Origin of the sequence: Pseudomonas sp. SB113 (assembly GCF_040754745.1) — a bacterium.
GTDB lineage: Bacteria > Pseudomonadota > Gammaproteobacteria > Pseudomonadales > Pseudomonadaceae > Aquipseudomonas > Aquipseudomonas grimontii.
This window is the reverse complement of sequence record NZ_JBFMHW010000008.1, coordinates 197,388-218,591: the sequence shown is the minus strand read 5'-3', so window position 1 is coordinate 218,591 and position 21,204 is coordinate 197,388. Positions and strand designations below refer to the sequence as shown.

Annotated in this window: 18 protein-coding genes; 9 read left to right on the top strand and 9 right to left on the bottom strand. The window is 60.5% G+C overall.

Annotated features, from left to right (window positions below):
* Window positions 1–29 precede the first annotated feature (29 nt).
* The 6 genes from cysG to AB1462_RS13370 are packed head-to-tail and all read right to left on the bottom strand — an operon-like array spanning window position 30 to window position 7,532.
* The gene (cysG, locus tag AB1462_RS13395) at window positions 30–1,424 is read right to left on the bottom strand and encodes a siroheme synthase CysG (protein ID WP_090402841.1); all 1,395 of its coding nucleotides are present in this window, start codon (window positions 1,422–1,424) and stop codon (window positions 30–32) included.
* On the bottom strand, window positions 1,425–2,705 hold the full coding sequence (gene serS, locus AB1462_RS13390) for a serine--tRNA ligase (RefSeq protein WP_065927075.1): 1,281 nt from the start codon (window positions 2,703–2,705) through the stop codon (window positions 1,425–1,427). It lies immediately after the preceding gene.
* A gap of 16 nt (window positions 2,706–2,721) precedes the next feature.
* Window positions 2,722–3,096 carry a fluoride efflux transporter CrcB gene (crcB, locus tag AB1462_RS13385; RefSeq protein WP_027606345.1) on the bottom strand — a complete coding sequence of 125 codons (375 nt, stop codon included), beginning with the start codon at window positions 3,094–3,096 and terminating at the stop codon, window positions 2,722–2,724.
* Window positions 3,096–4,418 carry a replication-associated recombination protein A gene (locus AB1462_RS13380; RefSeq protein WP_090402839.1) on the bottom strand — a complete coding sequence of 441 codons (1,323 nt, stop codon included), beginning with the start codon at window positions 4,416–4,418 and terminating at the stop codon, window positions 3,096–3,098. Before AB1462_RS13380 ends, crcB begins: the two co-directional genes overlap by 1 nt.
* Window positions 4,419–4,445: 27 nt before the next feature.
* Window positions 4,446–5,069, bottom strand: coding sequence for an outer membrane lipoprotein chaperone LolA (gene lolA / locus AB1462_RS13375; protein ID WP_016975527.1), 624 nt, complete (start codon window positions 5,067–5,069; stop codon window positions 4,446–4,448).
* A gap of 54 nt (window positions 5,070–5,123) precedes the next feature.
* Window positions 5,124–7,532 carry a DNA translocase FtsK gene (locus tag AB1462_RS13370; RefSeq protein WP_090402837.1) on the bottom strand — a complete coding sequence of 803 codons (2,409 nt, stop codon included), beginning with the start codon at window positions 7,530–7,532 and terminating at the stop codon, window positions 5,124–5,126.
* 497 nt (window positions 7,533–8,029) lie between these two features.
* Between AB1462_RS13370 and aat the strand changes: the two genes are divergently transcribed.
* From aat to infA, 3 genes are all read left to right on the top strand, one after another.
* Window positions 8,030–8,710: a leucyl/phenylalanyl-tRNA--protein transferase gene (aat, locus tag AB1462_RS13365; protein ID WP_090402834.1), complete on the top strand. Its 681-nt coding sequence runs from the start codon at window positions 8,030–8,032 to the stop codon at window positions 8,708–8,710.
* A gap of 55 nt (window positions 8,711–8,765) precedes the next feature.
* Window positions 8,766–9,473: an arginyltransferase gene (locus tag AB1462_RS13360; protein ID WP_053128509.1), complete on the top strand. Its 708-nt coding sequence runs from the start codon at window positions 8,766–8,768 to the stop codon at window positions 9,471–9,473.
* Between the two features lie 100 nt (window positions 9,474–9,573).
* Window positions 9,574–9,792, top strand: coding sequence for a translation initiation factor IF-1 (infA, locus tag AB1462_RS13355; protein WP_002553999.1), 219 nt, complete (start codon window positions 9,574–9,576; stop codon window positions 9,790–9,792).
* 182 nt (window positions 9,793–9,974) lie between these two features.
* Here infA and clpA read toward each other — a convergent pair whose 3' ends face one another.
* Together clpA and clpS are read right to left on the bottom strand one after the other, a co-directional pair.
* Window positions 9,975–12,245, bottom strand: a complete 2,271-nt coding sequence (clpA, locus tag AB1462_RS13350) for an ATP-dependent Clp protease ATP-binding subunit ClpA (protein WP_053128508.1) — start codon at window positions 12,243–12,245, stop codon at window positions 9,975–9,977.
* 29 nt (window positions 12,246–12,274) lie between these two features.
* Entirely contained in the window at window positions 12,275–12,643 is a 369-nt protein-coding gene (clpS, locus tag AB1462_RS13345) for an ATP-dependent Clp protease adapter ClpS (RefSeq protein ID WP_010567912.1), read from the bottom strand.
* A 225-nt stretch (window positions 12,644–12,868) separates the two neighbouring features.
* Here clpS and cspD point away from each other — a divergent pair, with 225 nt between their 5' ends.
* Window positions 12,869–13,144, top strand: coding sequence for a cold shock domain-containing protein CspD (gene cspD, locus AB1462_RS13340; protein ID WP_315337844.1), 276 nt, complete (start codon window positions 12,869–12,871; stop codon window positions 13,142–13,144).
* An 81-nt stretch (window positions 13,145–13,225) separates the two neighbouring features.
* Here the strand turns inward: cspD and icd are convergent, their stop codons facing one another.
* Entirely contained in the window at window positions 13,226–14,482 is a 1,257-nt protein-coding gene (icd, locus tag AB1462_RS13335) for an NADP-dependent isocitrate dehydrogenase (protein ID WP_090402832.1), read from the bottom strand.
* Window positions 14,483–14,975: 493 nt separating this feature from the next.
* Between icd and AB1462_RS13330 the strand changes: the two genes are divergently transcribed.
* The 5 genes from AB1462_RS13330 (at window position 14,976) to purB (ending at window position 21,170) form a co-directional block, all read left to right on the top strand.
* Window positions 14,976–17,201 carry an NADP-dependent isocitrate dehydrogenase gene (locus tag AB1462_RS13330; protein ID WP_259193337.1) on the top strand — a complete coding sequence of 742 codons (2,226 nt, stop codon included), beginning with the start codon at window positions 14,976–14,978 and terminating at the stop codon, window positions 17,199–17,201.
* Window positions 17,202–17,423: 222 nt separating this feature from the next.
* Window positions 17,424–17,870, top strand: a complete 447-nt coding sequence (locus tag AB1462_RS13325) for an NUDIX hydrolase (RefSeq protein ID WP_090402828.1) — start codon at window positions 17,424–17,426, stop codon at window positions 17,868–17,870.
* Window positions 17,871–17,929: 59 nt separating this feature from the next.
* Window positions 17,930–19,054 (top strand): tRNA 2-thiouridine(34) synthase MnmA, encoded by a 1,125-nt coding sequence (mnmA, locus tag AB1462_RS13320; protein ID WP_090402826.1) that lies wholly within the window; start codon window positions 17,930–17,932, stop codon window positions 19,052–19,054.
* Window positions 19,051–19,674: a high frequency lysogenization protein HflD gene (gene hflD, locus AB1462_RS13315; protein WP_090402824.1), complete on the top strand. Its 624-nt coding sequence runs from the start codon at window positions 19,051–19,053 to the stop codon at window positions 19,672–19,674. The genes mnmA and hflD overlap by 4 nt, the downstream gene beginning before the upstream one ends.
* A gap of 125 nt (window positions 19,675–19,799) precedes the next feature.
* A complete protein-coding gene (gene purB / locus AB1462_RS13310) occupies window positions 19,800–21,170 on the top strand; it encodes an adenylosuccinate lyase (protein WP_367246827.1) in 1,371 nt (456 codons plus the stop codon).
* Window positions 21,171–21,204: the final 34 nt, after the last annotated feature.

Genomic DNA, 21,204 nt, shown 5'->3' with positions numbered 1-21,204 from the left:
TCCTACAATTGAAGTGTGTGTGCAGGTGCTCAGACTTGTGACTGGGCACCTTCAAACCACTTCAGCTTCTCGCGCAACACCACCACCTCACCGACGATCACCAGCGTCGGCGCATGCACTTCATGCTCCGCCACCATGCGCGGCAGGTCCGCCAGGGTGCCGGTAAACACGCGCTGGTTGGACGTGGTGCCCTGCTGGATCAACGCCGCCGGGGTATCCGCGGCGCGACCGTGCTTGATCAGTTGCTCACAGATGATCGGCAAGCCAATCAAGCCCATGTAGAACACCAAGGTCTGCGACGGCCCTACCAGGTCACTCCAAGGCAGGTCCGACGTCCCATTCTTCAAGTGCCCGGTGATAAAGCGTACCGACTGTGCATAGTCGCGATGGGTCAGCGGAATCCCGGCATAGGCCGCGCAACCACTGGCTGCGGTGATCCCCGGCACCACCTGGAACGGGATGCCATGGGCCGCCAGTTCTTCGATTTCTTCACCGCCACGGCCAAAGATGAACGGATCGCCACCCTTGAGGCGCAGCACACGCTTGCCTTGCTTGGCCAGGTTCACCAGTTGCTGGTTGATCTGGTCTTGCGGCACGGCGTGGTCGGCGCGGCGTTTACCGACGTAGATGCGCTCGGCATCACGACGGCACAGCTCCAGAATCGCCGGAGCCACCAAGCGGTCGTACAGCACCACATCGGCTTGCTGCATCAGGCGCAGGGCACGGAAGGTCAGCAGGTCCGGGTCACCCGGGCCGGCACCGACCAGATACACCTCGCCCGGCGCATAAGGTGGCGCGCCGTTGACCTTTTCGATCAACAGACGCTCGGCCTCATCGCCCTGCCCGGCCAACTGACGGTCGGCAATCGGGCCCTGGAACACTTCTTCCCAGAACGCCCGACGCTGCTGCACGTCCGGATACAAACCTTTGACCTGCGCACGAAACCGCGCCGCCAGCCCGGCCAACTGGCCGTAGGTGGAGGGAATCCAGGTTTCCAGCTTGGCGCGGATCAAGCGCGCCAGCACCGGTGCATCACCGCCGCTGGACACCGCGATCACCAAAGGCGAACGGTCGACAATCGCCGGGAAGATCACGCTGCACAAGGCCGGCGCGTCCACCACGTTGACGGGTACGCAACGACGCTTGGCATCACTGGACACTTGCGCGTTCAGCGGCTCGTCGTCGGTCGCCGCGATAATCAAGGTGCAGCCTTCAAGGTCGGCCTGCTGATAACCGCGCAAAATCAGTTCCCCGCCACTGCCCTGCACCAACTCACGCAACTGGTCTTCGATCTGGGGAGCAACCACCCGCAGCACTGCGCCGGCGTCAGCCAGCAGGCGGGATTTGCGCAAGGCAATCTCCCCCCCACCGACGACCAGCACACGACTGCCGCGCAGGTTATGAAACAGCGGCAGAAATTCCATTTAGCGGATGACCTCAACGCCCGCCATGTACGGCTTGAGTACTTCAGGTACACGGATCGAACCGTCAGCCTGCTGGTAATTTTCCAGCACCGCCACCAGGGTACGGCCTACAGCCAGGCCCGAACCGTTGAGGGTGTGCACCAGCTCCGGCTTGCCGGTTTCCGGGTTACGGAAACGCGCCTGCATGCGCCGGGCCTGGAAATCACCGCAGTTGGAGCACGACGAAATCTCGCGGTATTTGTCCTGGCTGGGTACCCACACCTCGAGGTCGTAGGTCTTCACGGCGCTGAAACCCATGTCGCCGGTGCACAGCGCCAGGACGCGGTACGGCAGCTCCAGCAACTGCAGGACGCGTTCGGCGTTGGCGGTCAGGCCTTCCAGGGCGTCCATGGAGGTCGACGGCTCAACCACTTGCACCATCTCGACCTTGTCGAACTGGTGCTGGCGGATCATCCCGCGGGTGTCACGACCCGACGCACCGGCTTCACTGCGGAAGCACGGGCTGTGGGCGACGAACTTGAGCGGCAGTTGCTTGGCGTCGAGGATCTCGCCGGCAACGATATTGGTCAGCGACACTTCGGCGGTCGGGATCAGGTACAGATCGGCTTCGCCATCGCGGCTGATCTTGAACAGGTCTTCCTCGAACTTCGGCAGCTGGCTGGTGCCCATCAGCGCCGGCGCCTGCACCAGGTACGGGGTGTAAGCCTCTTCGTAACCGTGTTCGCCGGTGTGCAGGTTGATCATGAACTGCGCCAGGGCACGGTGCATCCGCGCAATCGGGCCGCGCAGCAAGGCAAAACGCGCACCGGACATCTTGGCGGCGGTTTCGAAATCCAGGCCACCAGTCAATTCGCCCAGGGCGACGTGGTCCTTGATCTCGAAATCAAACGCCGTTGGCGTGCCCCAGCGGCGCACTTCGACGTTGCCGTCTTCGTCTTCGCCAATCGGCACGGACTCGTGCGGCAGGTTGGGGATGCCCAGCAGGATCGAATCCAGCTCGGATTGAATGCCTTCCAGCTCGACCTTGCCGTCGGACAGCTCGGTGCCCATGCGCTCGACGTCCGCCATCAACGGCGCAATGTCTTCGCCGCGTTGCTTGGCCTGACCGATGGATTTGGAACGCGCATTCCGCTCAGCCTGCAGTGCTTCGGTGCGGGTCTGGACGGTCTTGCGCTGTTCTTCCAGCGCTTCGATGCGCGCAACATCCAAGGCAAAGCCACGGGATGCCAGGCGGTCCGCTACGTCCTGAAGGTTGCTACGTAACAGTTTGGAATCGAGCATGTCGGTCTCTCGTTTATCAAAGTTTGGTCAAGGACAGGCCGGCCCAGGTGGCGAGCAGCCCGCCGAACACGCTGATGCCCAGGTACCCGAAGGCGACCAGGGCCTGCCCGCTTTCCAGCAGGCGCAACGTATCCAGTGAAAAGGATGAAAAGGTCGTCAGACCGCCTACAAAGCCGACAATCAAGCCGGCGCGAATTTCAATCGGTACTTCCGGGCGCAACAGGAACCAGCCGTACAACAAGCCGATGATCAGGCAACCCACCAGGTTGACCGCCAGGGTCGCTGCATAAAAATGCTTCGGCCAATTGGCGCTCACCCACGTACCGGTGGCGAAACGCAATAATGTACCAGCGATGCCGGCTGCGGACACGGCAAGAATCGTCTTGAACACTACTTTCTCCGCTGTTTGGGGCTGAGGCGGTCGAGTTGGGCGAGGTGATTGAGCTTTTCACCGATCTTCAGCTCCAGGCCACGGGGCACCGGCTGATAGAACGGCTGCGGCTCAAGCTCGTCGGGGAAATAGTCTTCGCCGGCGGCATAGGCGTCCGGCTCATCATGGGCATAGCGGTATTCATCACCGTAGCCCAGTTGTTTCATCAACTTGGTCGGCGCATTGCGCAGATGCAGCGGCACTTCGAGGGAGCCGTGTTCGGCGGCCGCACGCAGGGCGGACTTGAAGCCCATGTACACCGCGTTGCTTTTCGGCGCGCAGGCCAGGTACGTGATGGCCTGGGCCACCGCCAGCTCGCCTTCCGGGCTGCCGAGGCGCTCCTGCACCTCCCAGGCGGCCAGGCACAGGCTCAGGGCGCGTGGGTCGGCGTTACCGATGTCTTCGCTGGCCATGCGCACCACGCGACGGGCGAGGTACAGCGGGTCGCAGCCGCCGTCGATCATGCGCGCAAACCAATACAGCGCGCCGTCCGGGTTGGAGCCGCGCACGGATTTGTGCAGCGCCGAAATCTGGTCGTAGAAGGCTTCGCCGCCCTTGTCGAAACGCCGACGCGTATCGCCGAGCAGGCTTTGCAGCAGCTCGACGCCAATCTCGCTGCCGTCTTCGGCCAGGTCGGAGGCGTTCTCCAGCAGGTTGAGAAAGCGGCGACCGTCGCCGTCTGCGGCGGTGAGCAGGATCTTGAAGCCTTCGTCGCTGAGACTCAGCTGGCGCTTGCCCAGGCCCTTGTCTTCGCTCAAGGCGCGGTGCAACAGCTTTTGCATCGCGGCTTCGTCCAGGCTTTTAAGCACGTAGACCCGCGCACGCGAGAGCAAGGCGTTATTCAATTCGAAGGAAGGGTTCTCGGTGGTCGCACCGATAAAAATCAGCGTGCCGTCCTCGACATACGGCAAAAACGCATCCTGCTGCGACTTGTTGAAGCGATGCACTTCATCGACAAACAGGATGGTGCGCTTGCCGTACTGCCCAGCCTGCTGCTTGGCCACCTCGACAGCCTGGCGGATCTCCTTGACCCCGGCCAGTACGGCCGAGACCGTTTCGAAGTGCGCATCCGAGACTTTTGCCAGCAGCCGCGCCAGGGTGGTCTTACCCACGCCCGGCGGCCCCCAGAAAATCATCGAGTGCAGCGCACCCTGCTCCAGGGCTTCGCGCAAAGGCTTGCCGCGAGCGAGCAGGTGTTCCTGACCGACGTACTCATCCAGGTTGGTCGAGCGCAAGCGCGCGGCCAAAGGCTGGGCAATCGGGTCACTTCGAAACAGATCCATGGGCAGCGTTTGAAACCTCTGGGCAGTTTATTCCTGGATCACGTCGGCACCCTTGGGGATGTCGAACTTGAACTTGGACGCCGGTACCGGCTGGTTGGCCTTGACCCCGGAGAACAGGATATCGGTGCGCTGGCCGACGCTGTCTACCAGGCGCATGTTATTGATCACGCCGTTGCCGAACGACAGGGACAACGTGTCAAACAGCGTGTCCTTGGATTTCGGCTTGAGGGTGAACTCGATCACGTTGCTGGTCTGCTTGGAGGTGATGTCGAAGCTGTCGTTGATTTTCGACACGTCGCCCGACAGCAGCAGCGCCGGAGTCTGGTTCAGGCGCGGGTCGAGCTTCTTGATGGTCGCCTGTTCCAGGTCCGGGTCCCACAGGGTGACTTTCTGGCCGTCCGAGACGATGGTCTGCTCGGCCTTGCCTTCCGTGTGCCAGTAGAACAGCCCTGGGCGCTGCACGGCCATCTCGCCGGCGGTTTCCTGCAACTGGGTGCCGCCGGCATCCAGCGTGAGCTGGGAAAAGCGCGCGGTCAGGGTCTGGGATTTGTCCAACAGGTTCTTCAGGCTGGCAACGGAGGCCGGGTCAGCGTGGGCCGAAACAGCGGTCAGGGCCAGTGCCGGCAACAACAGCATGCGGATAAGACGCATGGGAGTCCTCATTGAGTCGTAAGGGCGCGCCGCGTGCAGCCACGCGGCACGGAATCAGTCGCGCGCCTGCCCAGGAGCAAGGACTTCACGCGAGCCGTTGGTGTTCATTGCAGTGACGACGCCAGCGTTTTCCATGGCTTCGATCATACGAGCGGCGCGGTTGTAGCCGATCTTCAGCTTGCGCTGCACCGCAGAAATCGAGGCGCGGCGGCTTTCCAGCACGAACGCCACGGCTTCGTCATACAGCGCGTCGGTTTCGGCATCGTCGTCGCCACCGCTGCTGCCGCCGTCGAAGCCGCTGCCGGCCTCTTCAACGCCCGCGAGGATGTCGTCGTTGTATTCGGGCGCGCCACGCAGCTTCCAGGCTTCCACCACGCGGTGCACTTCATCGTCGGACACGAAGGCGCCGTGAACCCGGATCGGCAGGCTGGTGCCGGGCGGCATATAGAGCATGTCGCCGTGGCCCAGCAGTTGCTCGGCGCCGCCCTGGTCGATGATGGTCCGTGAGTCGATCTTGCTCGACACCTGGAACGCCATGCGGGTCGGGATGTTGGCCTTGATCAGGCCGGTGATCACGTCCACCGACGGACGCTGGGTGGCGAGGATCAAGTGAATACCAGCCGCCCGCGCCTTCTGGGCTATACGCGCGATCAACTCTTCGACCTTCTTGCCGACGATCATCATCATGTCGGCAAACTCATCGACCACCACCACGATGGTTGGCAGCTTGCTCAACAGCGGTGCTTCGTCGTGGATACTTTCGCGCTTGTACAGCGGGTCGGTCAGCGGCGTGCCGGCGTCCTGGGCTTCCTTGACCTTGGCGTTGAAGCCCGACAGGTTACGCACGCCCATCTTCGCCATCAGCTTGTAGCGGCGCTCCATCTCGGCAACGCTCCAGCGCAGGGCGTTGGCGGCGTCCTTCATGTCGGTGACCACCGGGCACAGCAGGTGCGGAATGCCTTCGTAGATCGACAGCTCGAGCATCTTCGGGTCGATCATGATCAGCTTGGCGTCTTCCGGGCCGGACTTGAACAGGATCGACAGGATCATCGCGTTCACGCCCACCGACTTACCCGAACCGGTGGTACCGGCCACGAGCAGGTGAGGCATTTTTGCGAGGTCGGTGATCACCGGCTTGCCGCCGATGTCGTGGCCCAGGGCCAGGGTGACCGGCGACTTGAAGTTGTCGTACTCAGGGGTCGACAGTACTTCGGAGAAGCGCACGATCTGGCGGTCTTCGTTGGGAATCTCGATACCCACGGTGGTCTTGCCGGGGATCACTTCCACCACGCGCACGCTGGTCACGGCCAGGGAGCGCGCCAGGTCCTTGGCCAGGTTGGAAATGCGGCTGACCTTGACGCCGGCAGCCGGCTGGATTTCGTAACGGGTAATCACCGGGCCGGGGTGGATGGAGTCTACCGACACTTCGACGCCGAACTCCTTGAGTTTGATTTCCAGCAAATGGCCGACGGCCGCCAGGGACTCAGGGGAATAGTTGAGTTGTTTCTTTTCGGCCGGGTCGAGGATCGAGATCGGCGGCAAGGTGCCCTCCACGGCGCTGTCGACAAACAACGGCGCCTGTTTCTCTTTCTGCACGCGGTGGCTTGGCTCGGCGGCCTTGGGTGGCGCCGGGGCGATCACCGGCGGCACCTGCTTCTCGCGGTCCGACATGTGCTTGCTCAGGGCCTGCTCGCGTTCGATCAGGCGCTCCTTGACCTTGGCCTGCTCGCGGCGGTCCGGCGTGCTTGGGGCCACCACTTCGTTGACGCGGGTGTCCACCTCCCGCAGCTGGGCCACCATGCGCTTGCGATCAACCCGGGCGGCCCACCAGCGGTTGGCTGCGCCCTGGAACAGCTCCAGCAGGTCGAGGGTGATCTTGCCGGTCACGTCCATCACCTTGAACCACGAGAGGTCGGTGAACACGGTGAGGCCGAACAGGAACAGCGCGATAAACATCAGGGTGCTGCCCTGGATATTCAGGGTCTTGCGCGCCAGGTCGCCGAGGCTCTCGCCCAGCGCCCCACCCGCGCCCGCCGGCAGGCCGGTGGGGGCATGGAAATGAATATGCGCGAGGGCGGCGCCGGACAACACCAGGAATACCAGGCCGATCAGACGCCACGAAAACAGCCAGCCGCTCCACTGCCACGGCTCATGACGCTGGCGGAAGATCTGCCAGGTCTTGATCGCCAGCAGCAAGGGGAAAATGTAAGCGAAGTAACCCAGCACCATGAACAGAATATCGGCGCTGTAGGAACCGGCAGGCCCACCGAAGTTCTGCACGTCTTCGATCTTGCTGTTGTGGCTCCAGCCCGGATCGTCCTTGCCATAGGTAAGCAAGGCCATCATCAGGAACAGGCACAGCGCGCCGATAGCGATCAGCGCGCCTTCCTTGAGTCGATAATGCAGGTGCTGGCGCCAGGCCGGCACGACTGCTGCTTTAGGTGTTGCGGCGGATTTCTTCAAAACGGGTCTTTTCCTGCGCCTGTTAGCGCGTCCATCTGTTGAATAACTGCAAATACTGCCCAATCCGAGCAGCTGAAAAATGAACGAACGTCGTGGAATCTACTTTTAACACTGGGCGATTGCTGGATGAAATGGCGATAACGCCACAATGGCCGCATTGTACGGGTTTGTGTTCCTGTTGCCACGCCACTTGGCTTTCTTCAAGCAGGATAGCCAATTGTGTGTCACAACATGTTCAATTTGAGCATGCATTGTCTTTGCTGACAAAGGCTTATGAGCTGTTTTTACCAATCCAGGCAAGCTTGGCAAATGGCCTGCATCGGCCAGACCCGATTACGACCACGCCTCACGCAGAGAGTTGCAGAAACACCCGCTCACGCTAATGCGCGCCAATGGCCGATTCGGGCTGGCCCCACAGCGCTGCGTCGACAATAATCACACCCTTGGCGCAGGCGAGTTGCCTGCCACTCCCCTCCCCTTCCGTAAGCCTGGATGCCATGCTGACCTGGTTACAACGCGACTCACTGACATTCCCCCCGCTGGCCAAGGCCATGCGCGAACCCAATGGCCTGCTCGCCGCCGGTGGCGACCTGTCGGCCGAGCGACTGGTGCAAGCCTATCGCCATGGTTGCTTTCCCTGGTTCTCGGACGGCCAGCCGATCCTCTGGTGGTCGCCCGACCCGCGCACTGTGATATTCCCCGACGAACTGCATATCTCCCGCAGCCTGGGCAAACTATTGCGCCAGCAGCGCTATACCGTGACCTTCGACCAGGACTTTGCCGCCGTCATCCAGGCGTGCGCCGCGCCGCGCACGTATGCCGATGGCACCTGGATCACCAAGGGCATACAGAGCGCCTACCTGACGCTGCACCAGCGCGGTTACGCCCATTCGGTAGAGGTATGGGACGACGGCGAGCTGGTGGGCGGCCTGTACGGCCTGGCGATGGGACAGTTGTTCTTCGGCGAGTCCATGTTCAGCCGCGCCGACAACGCCTCGAAATTCGGCTTTGCTACATTGACCCGGCAATTGCAGGCCTGGGGCTTTGTACTGATCGACTGCCAGATGCCCAACGATCACCTGCACAGCCTGGGCGCCCGTGCCATATCCCGCAGCGACTTCGCAGGTTTCCTGCGTGACCATCTGGACCAACCCAACGCAGGACCGTGGGTTTCTTAGGCGACTTGCGCGCTCCTGGCTTACACTTATTTCAAAGCTTATCCGAGGGTTGATCATGACCGAGTTGGCGCGTTTGAAGTTCTATGCCACTCAACCCCACTCTTGCAGCTATCTGCCCGACGAGCAGGCCACCACACTGTTCCTCGACCCCAGCCAGCCAATGGATGTGCACGTGTATGCCGATCTCTCGGAAATGGGTTTCCGGCGCAGCGGCGATCATCTGTACCGGCCTCACTGCCAGAACTGCAATGCCTGCGTGCCGGCACGCATTCCCGTGGCGCAGTTTCTCCCGGACCGCAATCAGAAGCGCATTCTCAAGCGCAACGCCGACCTGACGGTGACGGCGGCAAAACCACGATTCACCGAAGAGTACTTCGACCTGTACCAGCGCTATATCGAGCAACGCCACGCCGACGGCGATATGTTCCCACCCAGCCGCGACCAGTTTTCCACTTTCCTGGTGCGCGACCTGCCGTTCTCGCGCTTCTACGAATTCCGCGCGGACGGCCGCCTGGTGGCCGTCGCCGTGACCGATTTGCTGCCTAACGGCCTGTCAGCGGTCTACACCTTCTACGAGCCGGCCGAAGAGCGCCGCAGCCTCGGGCGCTTCGCGATCCTCTGGCAAATCGGTGAGGCGCTGCGCCTGGAACTGGAGGCGGTGTACCTCGGATACTGGATCAAGAACTGCAAAAAAATGAACTACAAGACCCAATATCGCCCCATAGAACTGCTAATTAATCAAAGATGGGTCACGCTTAACTAGAACCCCTTGGCTTAAACACCCTTTTTCGGGCACAATGCACGCCGCTTTTGCCTGGCGCAGTTGCACCGGGCCATTCACTGGATACCGAGGGCTTTACTGCATGTCGAAAGAAGACAGCTTCGAAATGGAAGGCACTGTCGTCGACACCCTGCCCAACACCATGTTTCGTGTGGAGTTGGAAAATGGGCACGTCGTAACCGCGCATATCTCCGGCAAGATGCGCAAGAACTACATTCGTATTCTTACCGGTGACAAAGTGCGCGTCGAGCTGACGCCCTATGACTTGAGCAAAGGGCGCATCACTTACCGCGCTCGCTAAGCAAGTCAATACAAAACGCCCGGTTATGCCGGGCGTTTTTGTGTGCATGGGATTTCTCCAACACCGAGGGATCCTGTGGGAGGGGGCTTGCCCCTTCCACATTGGATATCCATTGTCCTGAGAATTGCATTTCAGACAGCAAAAAGGCGCCTTTCGGCGCCTTTTGCGTTATTGCAGAACGATCAGGCCATTTCAGCCGTGGTTTCGAACTCGAAGGTCAGCTCGCCATCCTTCAGGTCGATGTGCACCACGCCACCATGGTCGGAAAGCTCGCCAAACAGGATCTCTTCGGCCAACGGCCGCTTGATCTTGTCCTGGATCAGACGCGCCATCGGACGAGCGCCCATTGCCGCATCGTAGCCACCTTCGGCGATCCAGCTGCGCGCCGCCTCCGTGACATCCAGCTGCACGCGCTTGTCTTCCAACTGCGCCTGGAGCTCGGTGAGGAACTTGTCCACCACGCTCTTGATAACCTCATGGCTGAGGCGACCAAACTGGATAATGGTGTCCAGGCGGTTGCGGAACTCCGGCGTGAAGCTCTTCTTGATCACTTCCATCGCATCAGACGAGTGGTCCTGATGGGTAAAGCCGATCGAAGCCCGCGCAGCCGTCTCGGCACCGGCGTTGGTGGTCATGATCACGATGACATTGCGGAAGTCCGCCTTGCGCCCGTTGTTGTCGGTCAGGGTCCCGTGGTCCATCACCTGCAGCAGCAGGTTGAAGACTTCCGGGTGGGCCTTCTCGATTTCATCGAGCAGCAGTACGCAATGCGGCTGCTTGGTGATCGCTTCGGTCAACAGACCGCCCTGATCGAAACCGACATAGCCCGGAGGCGCACCGATCAGGCGCGACACGGTGTGACGCTCCATGTATTCGGACATGTCGAAGCGCACCAGCTCGATCCCCATGGCCTTGGCCAATTGCCGTGCCGCCTCGGTCTTGCCGACACCGGTAGGACCGGCGAACAGGAACGAGCCGACAGGCTTGTCCGGCGACTTGAGGCCCGCACGCGACAGTTTGATCGCGGTGGACAGCGCGTCGATCGCGGCATCCTGGCCGAACACGGTGAGCTTGAGGTCGCGTTCCAGGTTACGCAGCAGCTCCTTGTCGGAACTGTTGACGTGTTTTGGCGGAATCCGCGCGATCTTCGCGACAATGTCCTCGACCTGAGGCACGTCGATGCGCTTCACACGCTTCTCGACCGGCTGCAGGCGCTGGTAGGCCCCCGCCTCGTCGATCACGTCGATGGCCTTGTCCGGCATATGCCGGTCATTGATGTAGCGCGATGCCAGCTCAGCAGCCGCACGCAGCGCCTCATCGGTGTACTCGATGCCGTGGTGCGCTTCAAACCGCCCCTTGAGCCCGCGCAGGATGCCGATGGTGTCTTCAACTGACGGCTCGGACACATCGACTTTCTGGAAGCGACGCGCCAGGGCACGGTCTTTTTCGAAGATGCCGCGGAATTCCTGGAAAGTGGTCGAACCGATGCAGCGGATATCACCCGACGACAGCAGCGGCTTGAGCAGGTTGGAGGCGTCCATCACCCCACCGGATGCCGCACCGGCACCAATGATGGTATGGATTTCGTCGATGAACAGGATCGCCTGCGGGCGTTTTTTCAGCTCGCCGAGCAGCGCCTTGAAGCGCTTCTCGAAATCGCCACGGTACTTGGTCCCGGCGAGCAACGCGCCCAGGTCAAGGGAGTAGACGACACTGTTGGCCAGCAGGTCCGGCACCTGGTTGTCGACAATGCGCTTGGCCAGGCCTTCGGCAATCGCGGTCTTGCCCACGCCCGCCTCACCCACCAGCAACGGATTGTTCTTGCGACGACGCGCGAGGATCTGCGCTACACGCTCGACCTCCAGCTCACGCCCCACCAACGGATCGATCCGCCCCTGGCGCGCCAACTCGTTGAGGTTGCTGGCATAGGCATCCAGCGGGTTGCTTGAAGAAGAAGACTCACCGCCCTCGTCGTCCTGCATATCCTGCTCACCCTCGGAATGATCGCCGTGCCCAGGCACCTTGGAGATACCGTGGGCGATGTAGTTGACGACATCAATACGGGCAACGCTCTGCTGCTTGAGCAGGAACACTGCCTGGCTTTCCTGTTCGCTGAAAATCGCCACAAGCACATTGGCGCCTGTGACTTCACGCTTACCGGAGCTCTGTACGTGGAAAACAGCACGCTGCAATACCCGCTGAAAGCCCAGGGTTGGCTGGGTCTCGCGGTCCTCGTCATGCACGGGGATCAGTGGCGTGGTGGAGTCGATAAACTCCTGCAGGTCATGCTTGAGCTTGTCGAGATTGGCGCCGCACGCACGCAGAACCGTGGCGGCAGCTTCATTATCCAAAAGTGCCAGCAGCAGGTGTTCGACGGTCATGAATTCATGACGCTTCGAACGAGCCTCCTTGAAGGCAAGATTGAGGGTGACTTCGAGCTCGCGGTTTAACATAGCTTCACCTCATACCCAAGTGGTCGGCGTTAACCGTCCTTCTCGATTTCACAGAGTAGCGGATGCTGGCTTTCCCTGGCGTACTGGTTGACCTGCATGGCCTTTGTCTCGGCGATGTCACGGGTAAACACTCCACATACTGCCCGTCCTTCTGTGTGAACGGCCAGCATTACCTTGGTCGCCAACTCGCGGTTCAGGTTAAAAAACACCTCGAGCACTTCGACCACGAAATCCATCGGTGTGTAGTCATCGTTGAACAAAACCACCTTGTACATCGGCGGCGCCTGTAAAGCAGGCTTGGCCTCCTGAACAGCAATGCCTGCAGAACCGTCGTCATCGTGTTCGTGATCCGGTCGATCCTGATTGAATGTTAGTCGAATCTGGCTGATTGCATGCATGGAAAGAAAGGTTCGTCAGTGGTTCAAATACAGTGATGGGGGCGACCTGTCAGAATTTCAACTCCTGACCACCCGGTCGCCTTGACTATCGGCAAATCGGTGTTACAACCAATAGAACCCACAGTGGGTAAAAAAGGTCCGCGCAGTCAACCTTATTTATTCGGGTTAGGACGGATAAACTGGATGATACTCCAGTGATGGAGTCTGGTGCAGAGGGAAATGGGTATGTCTGGCGTCAAGATCAGTGGCAAGGTCAAGTGGTTCAACAATGCCAAGGGATATGGCTTTGTTCTTCAAGAAGGTAAAAGCGAGGACCTTTTTGCTCATTATTCAGCGATCACCATGGACGGGTACAAAACGCTGAAAGCGGGCCAAGCGGTAACCTTTGAAATCATTCAAGGACCCAAAGGGCTGCATGCTGTGAACATTGATGTAGTGAAAACTGAAACATTGGAAAACACCGCACCACTGCCCACTCATAAGAAGAAGCAATTGGCCTGATCAGCCACAGGGTGTGTAGTTTGCGATAAAAAAAACGGCCACCCCAATCAAGTTGAGGTGGCCGTTTTTATTTGCTCTCTTTTACATATGCGAAATCAGCGCATCACCAAAGCCCGACGACGACACCAGCTTCGCGCCATCCATCAGGCGCTCGAAGTCGTAGGTCACGGTCTTGGCCGAGATAGCGCCGTTGGTACCCTTGATGATCAGGTCTGCCGCCTCGGTCCAACCCATATGACGCAGCATCATTTCCGCCGACAGGATCAATGAGCCCGGGTTGACCTGGTCCTTGCCCGCATATTTGGGCGCAGTACCGTGGGTCGCCTCGAACATGGCCACGGTGTCGGACAGGTTGGCACCCGGCGCAATCCCGATACCGCCCACTTCCGCCGCCAGGGCGTCGGACAGGTAGTCGCCGTTTAGGTTAAGGGTCGCGATCACGTCATACTCAGCCGGACGCAGCAGGATCTGCTGGAGCATGGCATCGGCGATGGCGTCCTTGACCACTACATTCTTGCCTGTCTTCGGGTTCTTGAACTGCATCCACGGACCGCCATCCAGCAGGGTCGCACCGAACTCTTCGGCCGCCACTTCGTAAGCCCATTCCTTAAAGGCCCCTTCAGTGAACTTCATGATGTTGCCTTTGTGCACGATGGTCAGCGAATCGCGATCATTATCCACTACATATTGCAGGGCCTTGCGCGCCAGGCGCTTGGTGCCTTCCAGCGATACCGGCTTGATACCAATGCCGCAATCCTGGTCGAAACGAATCTTGGTGACGCCCATTTCCTCCTTGAGGAACTTGATGATCTTTGTCGCTTCCGGCGAGCCGGCCTTCCATTCGATCCCGGCGTAAATATCTTCGGAGTTTTCGCGGAAGATGGTCATGTCCACGTCGCCTGGTTTCTTGACCGGGCTGGGCACGCCTTCGAACCAGCGCACCGGGCGCAGGCACACGTACAGGTCGAGTTGCTGACGCAGGGCCACGTTCAACGAACGAATGCCACCGCCCACCGGGGTAGTCAGCGGGCCCTTGATGGACACCACGTAATCCTTGACCGCATCCAGGGTTTCCTGGGGCAGCCAGGTGTCCTGGTCGTAGACTTGGGTCGCCTTCTCGCCGGCGTACACCTCCATCCACGAGATTTTACGCTTGCCGCCGTAGGCCTTTTCAACAGCTGCGTCGACCACCTTGATCATCACCGGGCTGATGTCGACGCCAATACCGTCACCTTCGATATAAGGGATGATCGGTTGGTCAGGAACATTGAGAGAATGGTCTGCATTGACGGTGATTTTGTCGCCGACTGCCGGAACCTGAATCTTCTTGTATCCCATGCTGAACTCCATCTATGGATTGAACATCTGGCTGCGTTCGAGCCTACTCCAGATAAATGGCGACTGAAACCTCGCGCCATGCTCATTTGCTTCGAAAACAGCATAAATTGTCGCCTACAAGCCTGAAAGCAAAGGGAAAAGCGCCAATCTTGAGCACATCGTGCGACTTTAGGCGTAACCCGGTACCTGCGACCTTTAGACCAATGGACGACACACCTTTTGTATGAAGGCTCGGCGTAAGCATAGCGACCTATGTATAATGCCGCCGCTGACCAAAGAGTCACGATGGCAGACCGCTCTGGAACAGGGCCCTCCGCTACAAAGCAGGACTAATACAATAGTCCACCCGCTTGACGCTCGACTGATGCAACCCAACATCACCGCGAAGAAACCTCGACCTTTCGCTCATGGATGACTTTGAACGAACGCGCTCCACCCGGCGCATCTCGAGTTTCTGCGCACGCTTTCAGCAAAGAAGAGAGTTAATCCGAATATGCCCACCCGCTCGAAGATCATCTACACCTTCACCGACGAAGCCCCAGCCCTCGCCACCTATTCACTGCTGCCTATCGTAGAGGCCTTCACCGCTTCCGCTGATATTGCCGTGGAAACCCGCGACATCTCCCTCGCAGGGCGCATCCTCGCAAGCTTCCCCGAGCAACTGGGCGACAAGGCTATCCCGGACCACCTCGCCGAACTGGGCGACCTGGCCGTTACGCCTGAAGCCAACATCATCAAGCTGCCTAACATCAGTGCCTCGACCCCGCAGCTGCAAGCCGCGATCAAGGAACTGCAGGCCCAGGGCTACGCCCTGCCGGACTACCCGGAAACCGTAACCACCGACGCGGAAAAAGAAACCCGCGCACGTTACGACAAGGTCAAGGGCAGCGCCGTGAACCCGGTACTGCGCGAAGGCAACTCCGACCGCCGCGCACCACTGTCGGTCAAGAACTACGCGCGCAAGCACCCGCACAAGATGGGCGCCTGGGCTGCCGACTCCAAGTCCCACGTTGCCCACATGAGCAACGGCGACTTCTACGGCAGCGAAAAAGCCGTGCAGATCGAAGCCGCTGACGCGGTCAAAATCGAGCTGGTCGCCCAAGACGGCACCACCACCGTCCTGAAAGAAAAGACCACCGTGAAGGCCGGCGAAATCATCGACAGCGCCGTACTGAGCAAGAACGCCCTGCGCAGCTTCATCGCCGCTGAAATCGAAGACGCCAAGAAACAAGGCGTGCTGCTGTCGGTCCACCTGAAAGCCACCATGATGAAGGTCTCCGACCCGATCATGTTCGGCCAGATCGTTGCCGAGTTCTATAAAGACGCCCTGGCCAAGCACGCAGACGTGCTGGCACAGATCGGCTTCAACCTGAACAATGGCATCGGCGACCTGTACGCCCGCATCAAGGCCCTGCCGGCCGAGCAACAGGCGCAGATCGAAGCTGACATCCAGGCGGTCTACGCCGCTCGCCCTTCCCTGGCGATGGTCAACTCCGACAAAGGCATCACCAACCTGCACGTGCCGAGCGACGTGATCGTCGACGCCTCGATGCCGGCCATGATCCGTGACTCCGGCAAAATGTGGGGCACCGACGGCCAGCTGCACGACACCAAGGCCGTGATCCCGGATCGCTGCTACGCCACCATCTACCAAGCCGTCATCGAAGACTGCAAGGCCAATGGCGCGTTTGATCCGACCACCATGGGCAGCGTGCCGAACGTTGGCCTGATGGCACAGAAGGCCGAAGAATACGGCTCCCACGACAAGACCTTCCAGATCAAGGCCGACGGCGTCGTCCGCGTCACCGACAGCAAGGGCAACCTGCTGATGGAGCAGAAAGTCGAAACCGGTGACATCTTCCGCATGTGCCAGGCCAAAGACGCGCCGATCCAGGACTGGGTCAAACTCGCCGTCAACCGCGCTCGCGCCAGCAACACCCCGGCCATCTTCTGGCTGGACCCGCAGCGCGCCCACGATGGCGCAGTGATCGAGAAAGTCCAGGCCTACCTGAAAGACCACAACACCGAAGGCCTGGACATCCGCATCATGTCGCCGGTCGACGCGATGAAGTTCACCCTGGAACGTACCCGCAAGGGCCTGGACACCATCTCGGTAACCGGTAACGTACTGCGCGACTACCTGACCGACCTGTTCCCGATCATGGAACTGGGCACCAGCGCCAAGATGCTGTCGATCGTGCCGCTGATGAATGGCGGTGGCCTGTTCGAAACCGGCGCCGGCGGTTCGGCACCGAAGCACGTGCAACAGCTGCTGGAAGAGAACTTCCTGCGCTGGGATTCCCTGGGCGAGTTCCTGGCCCTGGCCGCTTCCCTCGAGCATTTGGGTGTGACGTACAACAACCCGAAAGCCCTGGTGCTGTCCAAGACCCTGGACCAGGCCACCGGCCAGTTCCTCGACAACAACAAGTCGCCATCGCGCAAAGTCGGCAACATCGACAACCGCGGCAGCCACTTCTACCTGGCGCTGTACTGGGCCCAAGCCCTGGCCGCCCAGACCGAAGACACTGCACTGCAAGGTCAATTCGGCGAACTGGCCAAGACCCTGGCCGCGAACGAAGCAACCATCGTTGCCGAGCTCAATGCCGTACAGGGCAAGCCAGTGGACATCGGCGGCTACTACGCGCCGAACCCGGAGCTGACCAGCAAGGCCATGCGCCCAAGCAACACCCTCAACGCGGCAATTGCCAAGTTGAAGTAAGGTTGTAAGGTTGCAAAGAAGCCCCGGCCCCGTGCCGGGGCTTCTGTTTCTACCGTTCAACGGAAGAAACCGGATCAAATGTGCGAGGGGGCTTGCCCCCGATAGCGATGGATCAGTCGAGCTATTGGTAACTGACACACCGTCATCGGGGGCAAGCCCCCCCTCCCACACTGATCGCAATTGCGCCCAAACACCGCGTCATATCTTGAATCGAGGCCTCCAATGACCTGGCAACCCCACATCACTGTCGCCACCATCGTCGAAGACAACGGCAAGTTCCTGATGGTCGAAGAACTCAAGGGCGGCCGCGCCGTGCTCAACCAGCCCGCCGGCCACCTCGACCCGCATGAAACCCTGACCGAGGCCGCCGTGCGCGAAACCCTCGAGGAAACCGGCTGGGACGTGGAAGCCACGGGCATCGTCGGCATCTACCTGTACACCGCACCCAGCAATGGCGTGACTTACCAACGGGTGTGCTTCACCGCCAAGGCCTTGAAACACCACCCGGACTATCCGCTCGACGAAGGTATCGTGCGCGCCCGCTGGCTGACCCGCGACGAGCTGATGGCCGTGCGCGACGACTGGCGCAGCGAGCTGATTATCCGCTGTATCGATGATTATCTGAGCGGCCAGCGTCACAGTCTGGAATTGATCCGCCCTTCTCTTTAGCCTTGCGGGCCCAGGCCTGCTAGAATCGCGTCCTTTTTCAAGACACCCGTTGAAACCCTATGCGTGATCCAGCCCCTTCTGACACACAAAAGAAGCGCGTCATCGTCGGCATGTCCGGCGGCGTGGATTCTTCCGTTTCCGCCGTTCTGCTCATGGAGCAGGGTTATGAGGTGGAAGGCCTGTTCATGAAGAACTGGGAAGAAGACGATGGAACGGAATATTGCACCGCCATGGACGACCTGGCGGACGCCCAGGCCGTGTGCGACAAGATCGGTATCAAGCTGCACACCGCCAACTTCGCCGCCGAGTACTGGGACAACGTGTTCGAGCACTTCCTGGCCGAATACAAGGCCGGTCGCACGCCGAACCCGGACATCCTGTGCAACCGCGAAATCAAGTTCAAGGCGTTCCTCGACTACGCCATGATCCTCGGCGCCGACCTGATTGCCACTGGCCACTACGTGCGCCGCCGCGACATCGATGGCCGCACCGAACTGCTCAAGGGCCTGGACCCGAACAAGGACCAAAGCTACTTCCTGCACGCCGTCGGCGGCGAACAGATCGCCAAGACCCTGTTCCCGGTGGGTGAGCTGGAAAAACCCGAAGTGCGCAGGATCGCCGAGCAACATGGCCTGGCGACCGCCAAGAAGAAGGATTCCACCGGGATCTGCTTTATCGGCGAGCGCCGCTTCAGCGACTTCCTCAAGCAATACCTGCCGGCACAACCGGGCGAGATCAAGACCACCGCGGGTGAAGTGATCGGCCGTCACCACGGCCTGATGTACCACACCATCGGCCAGCGCCAGGGCCTGGGCATCGGCGGCTTGAAAGACGCCGGCGAAGAGCCGTGGTACGTGCTGGTCAAGGATCTGGAGCACAACGTGCTGATCGTCGGCCAGGGCAATGAGCACCCGCTGCTGTTCTCGGGCGCGCTGCTGGCCTCGGAGATCTATTGGGTCAACCCGATCGACTTGAGCACTCCGCGCCGCCTGACTGCCAAGGTGCGCTATCGCCAAAGCGACCAGCCCTGCACCCTGGAAAAAACCGCGACGGGCTACCGCGCCACCTTTGATGACCCGCAACGTGCGGTCACGCCTGGCCAGTCGGTGGTGTTCTATGACGGCGAAATCTGCCTGGGCGGCGGCGTGATTGAAGTCGCCGAAGCCTGGAGCAACCCGGCATGAGCCCGACCCAGGAGCAACTGACGGCACTCGGCGGGGTATTTCTCTCCGCCGTGCTCGTGGACAAGATCGCCAAGACCGGCCAGGTCACCGAAGCCGGCCTGACCTGCATGCTCGGCAGCCTGCTGATCCGCGACCCCAAGGACACCCTGGAAGTCTACGGCGGCGACGACCTGGCACTGCGTGAAGGTTATCGCGCCCTGGTCGGCGCCCTGGAGCGCGACCCCAGCACCTTGCAGCGCGAGCCGCTGCGCTACGCCCTGTCGATGCTCGGCCTCGAGCGCCAACTGGCCAAGCGCGAAGACATGCTGGAAACCATCGGCAAACGCCTGCCACAGATCCAGTCACAGGTAGAACACTTCGGTCCGGCCCACGAAAACGTGATCGCCGCCTGCGGTGCGCTGTACCAGGACACCTTGAGCACCTTGCGCCAGCGCATCCAGGTGCACGGCGACATGCGCAACCTGCAGCAACCGAACAACGCCTCGAAAATCCGTGCCCTGCTGCTGGCCGGTATTCGTTCGGCGCGGTTGTGGCGGCAATTGGGCGGTCATCGTTGGCAGCTGGTGATCAGCCGACGCAAATTGCTCAAAGAGCTTTACCCGTTGATGCGCAACGAATAAGTCGCATCAACAGGCTATTTTCAAGCCGTTACGCGTAATACGCCGGTCAGTTGGCAACGGACCGGCGGATTTTTTCATGTATGATACGCGCCCCATTTCGTTGCCCGACTGTCCGAGAACACCCCATGCAGCTCTCTTCGCTCACTGCGGTTTCCCCTGTTGACGGCCGCTACGCCGGCAAAACCCAGGCCCTGCGCCCTATTTTCAGCGAATACGGTCTGATCCGTGCTCGTGTCCTGGTTGAAGTGCGCTGGCTCCAGCGCCTGGCCGCTCACCCCGCCATCAGCGAAGTGCCGGCGTTCTCCGCCGAAGCCAATGCTGTGCTCAACACCCTGGCGGAAAACTTTTCCCTGGAGCACGCCGAGCGTGTGAAAGAGATCGAGCGCACCACCAACCACGACGTCAAAGCCATCGAATACCTGCTCAAGGAACAGGCGGCCAAGCTGCCGGAACTGGCCCAGGTCAGCGAATTCATCCACTTTGCCTGCACCAGCGAGGACATCAACAACCTGTCCCACGCCCTGATGCTGCGCGAAGGCCGTGATGACGTAATGCTGCCGCTGATGCGCCAGACCGCCGAAGCCATCCGCGAGCTGGCCATCCGCTTCGCCGACGTGCCGATGCTGTCGCGCACCCACGGCCAGCCAGCCTCCCCGACCACCCTGGGCAAAGAACTCGCCAACGTGGTGTACCGCCTGGAGCGTCAGATCGCCCAAGTGGCCGCAGTCCCACTGCTGGGCAAGATCAACGGCGCCGTCGGCAACTACAACGCCCACCTGTCGGCCTACCCAGAGATCGACTGGGAAGCCAACGCCCGCGCCTTCATCGAAGACGAGCTGGGCCTGGGCTTCAACCCGTACACCACGCAGATCGAACCGCACGACTACATCGCCGAGCTGTTCGACGCCATTGCGCGCTTCAACACCATCCTGATCGACTTCGATCGCGATATCTGGGGCTACATCTCCCTGGGCTACTTCAAGCAGCGCACCATTGCCGGTGAAATCGGTTCGTCGACCATGCCGCACAAGGTCAACCCGATCGACTTCGAAAACTCCGAAGGCAACCTCGGCATCGCCAACGCCCTGTTCCAGCACCTGGCCAGCAAGTTGCCGATCTCCCGCTGGCAGCGCGACCTGACCGACTCCACCGTGCTGCGCAACCTCGGCGTGGGCTTTGCCCACAGCGTGATCGCGTACGAAGCCAGCCTCAAAGGCATCAGCAAACTGGAGCTCAACGCGCAGAAAATCGCCGCTGACCTGAACGCGTGCTGGGAAGTGCTGGCCGAGCCGATCCAGACCGTGATGCGCCGCTACAACATCGAAAACCCTTACGAGAAGCTGAAAGAGTTGACCCGTGGCAAGGGCATCAGCCCTGAAGCACTGCAAACTTTCATCGACGGCCTGGACATGCCAGCCGCGGCCAAGGCCGAGCTGAAACTGCTCACCCCGGCCAACTACATCGGCAACGCTGTAGAGCAAGCCAAGCGCATCTGATTCGCGCAAGCCCCCTTGAGACGCCCGGCCGCGC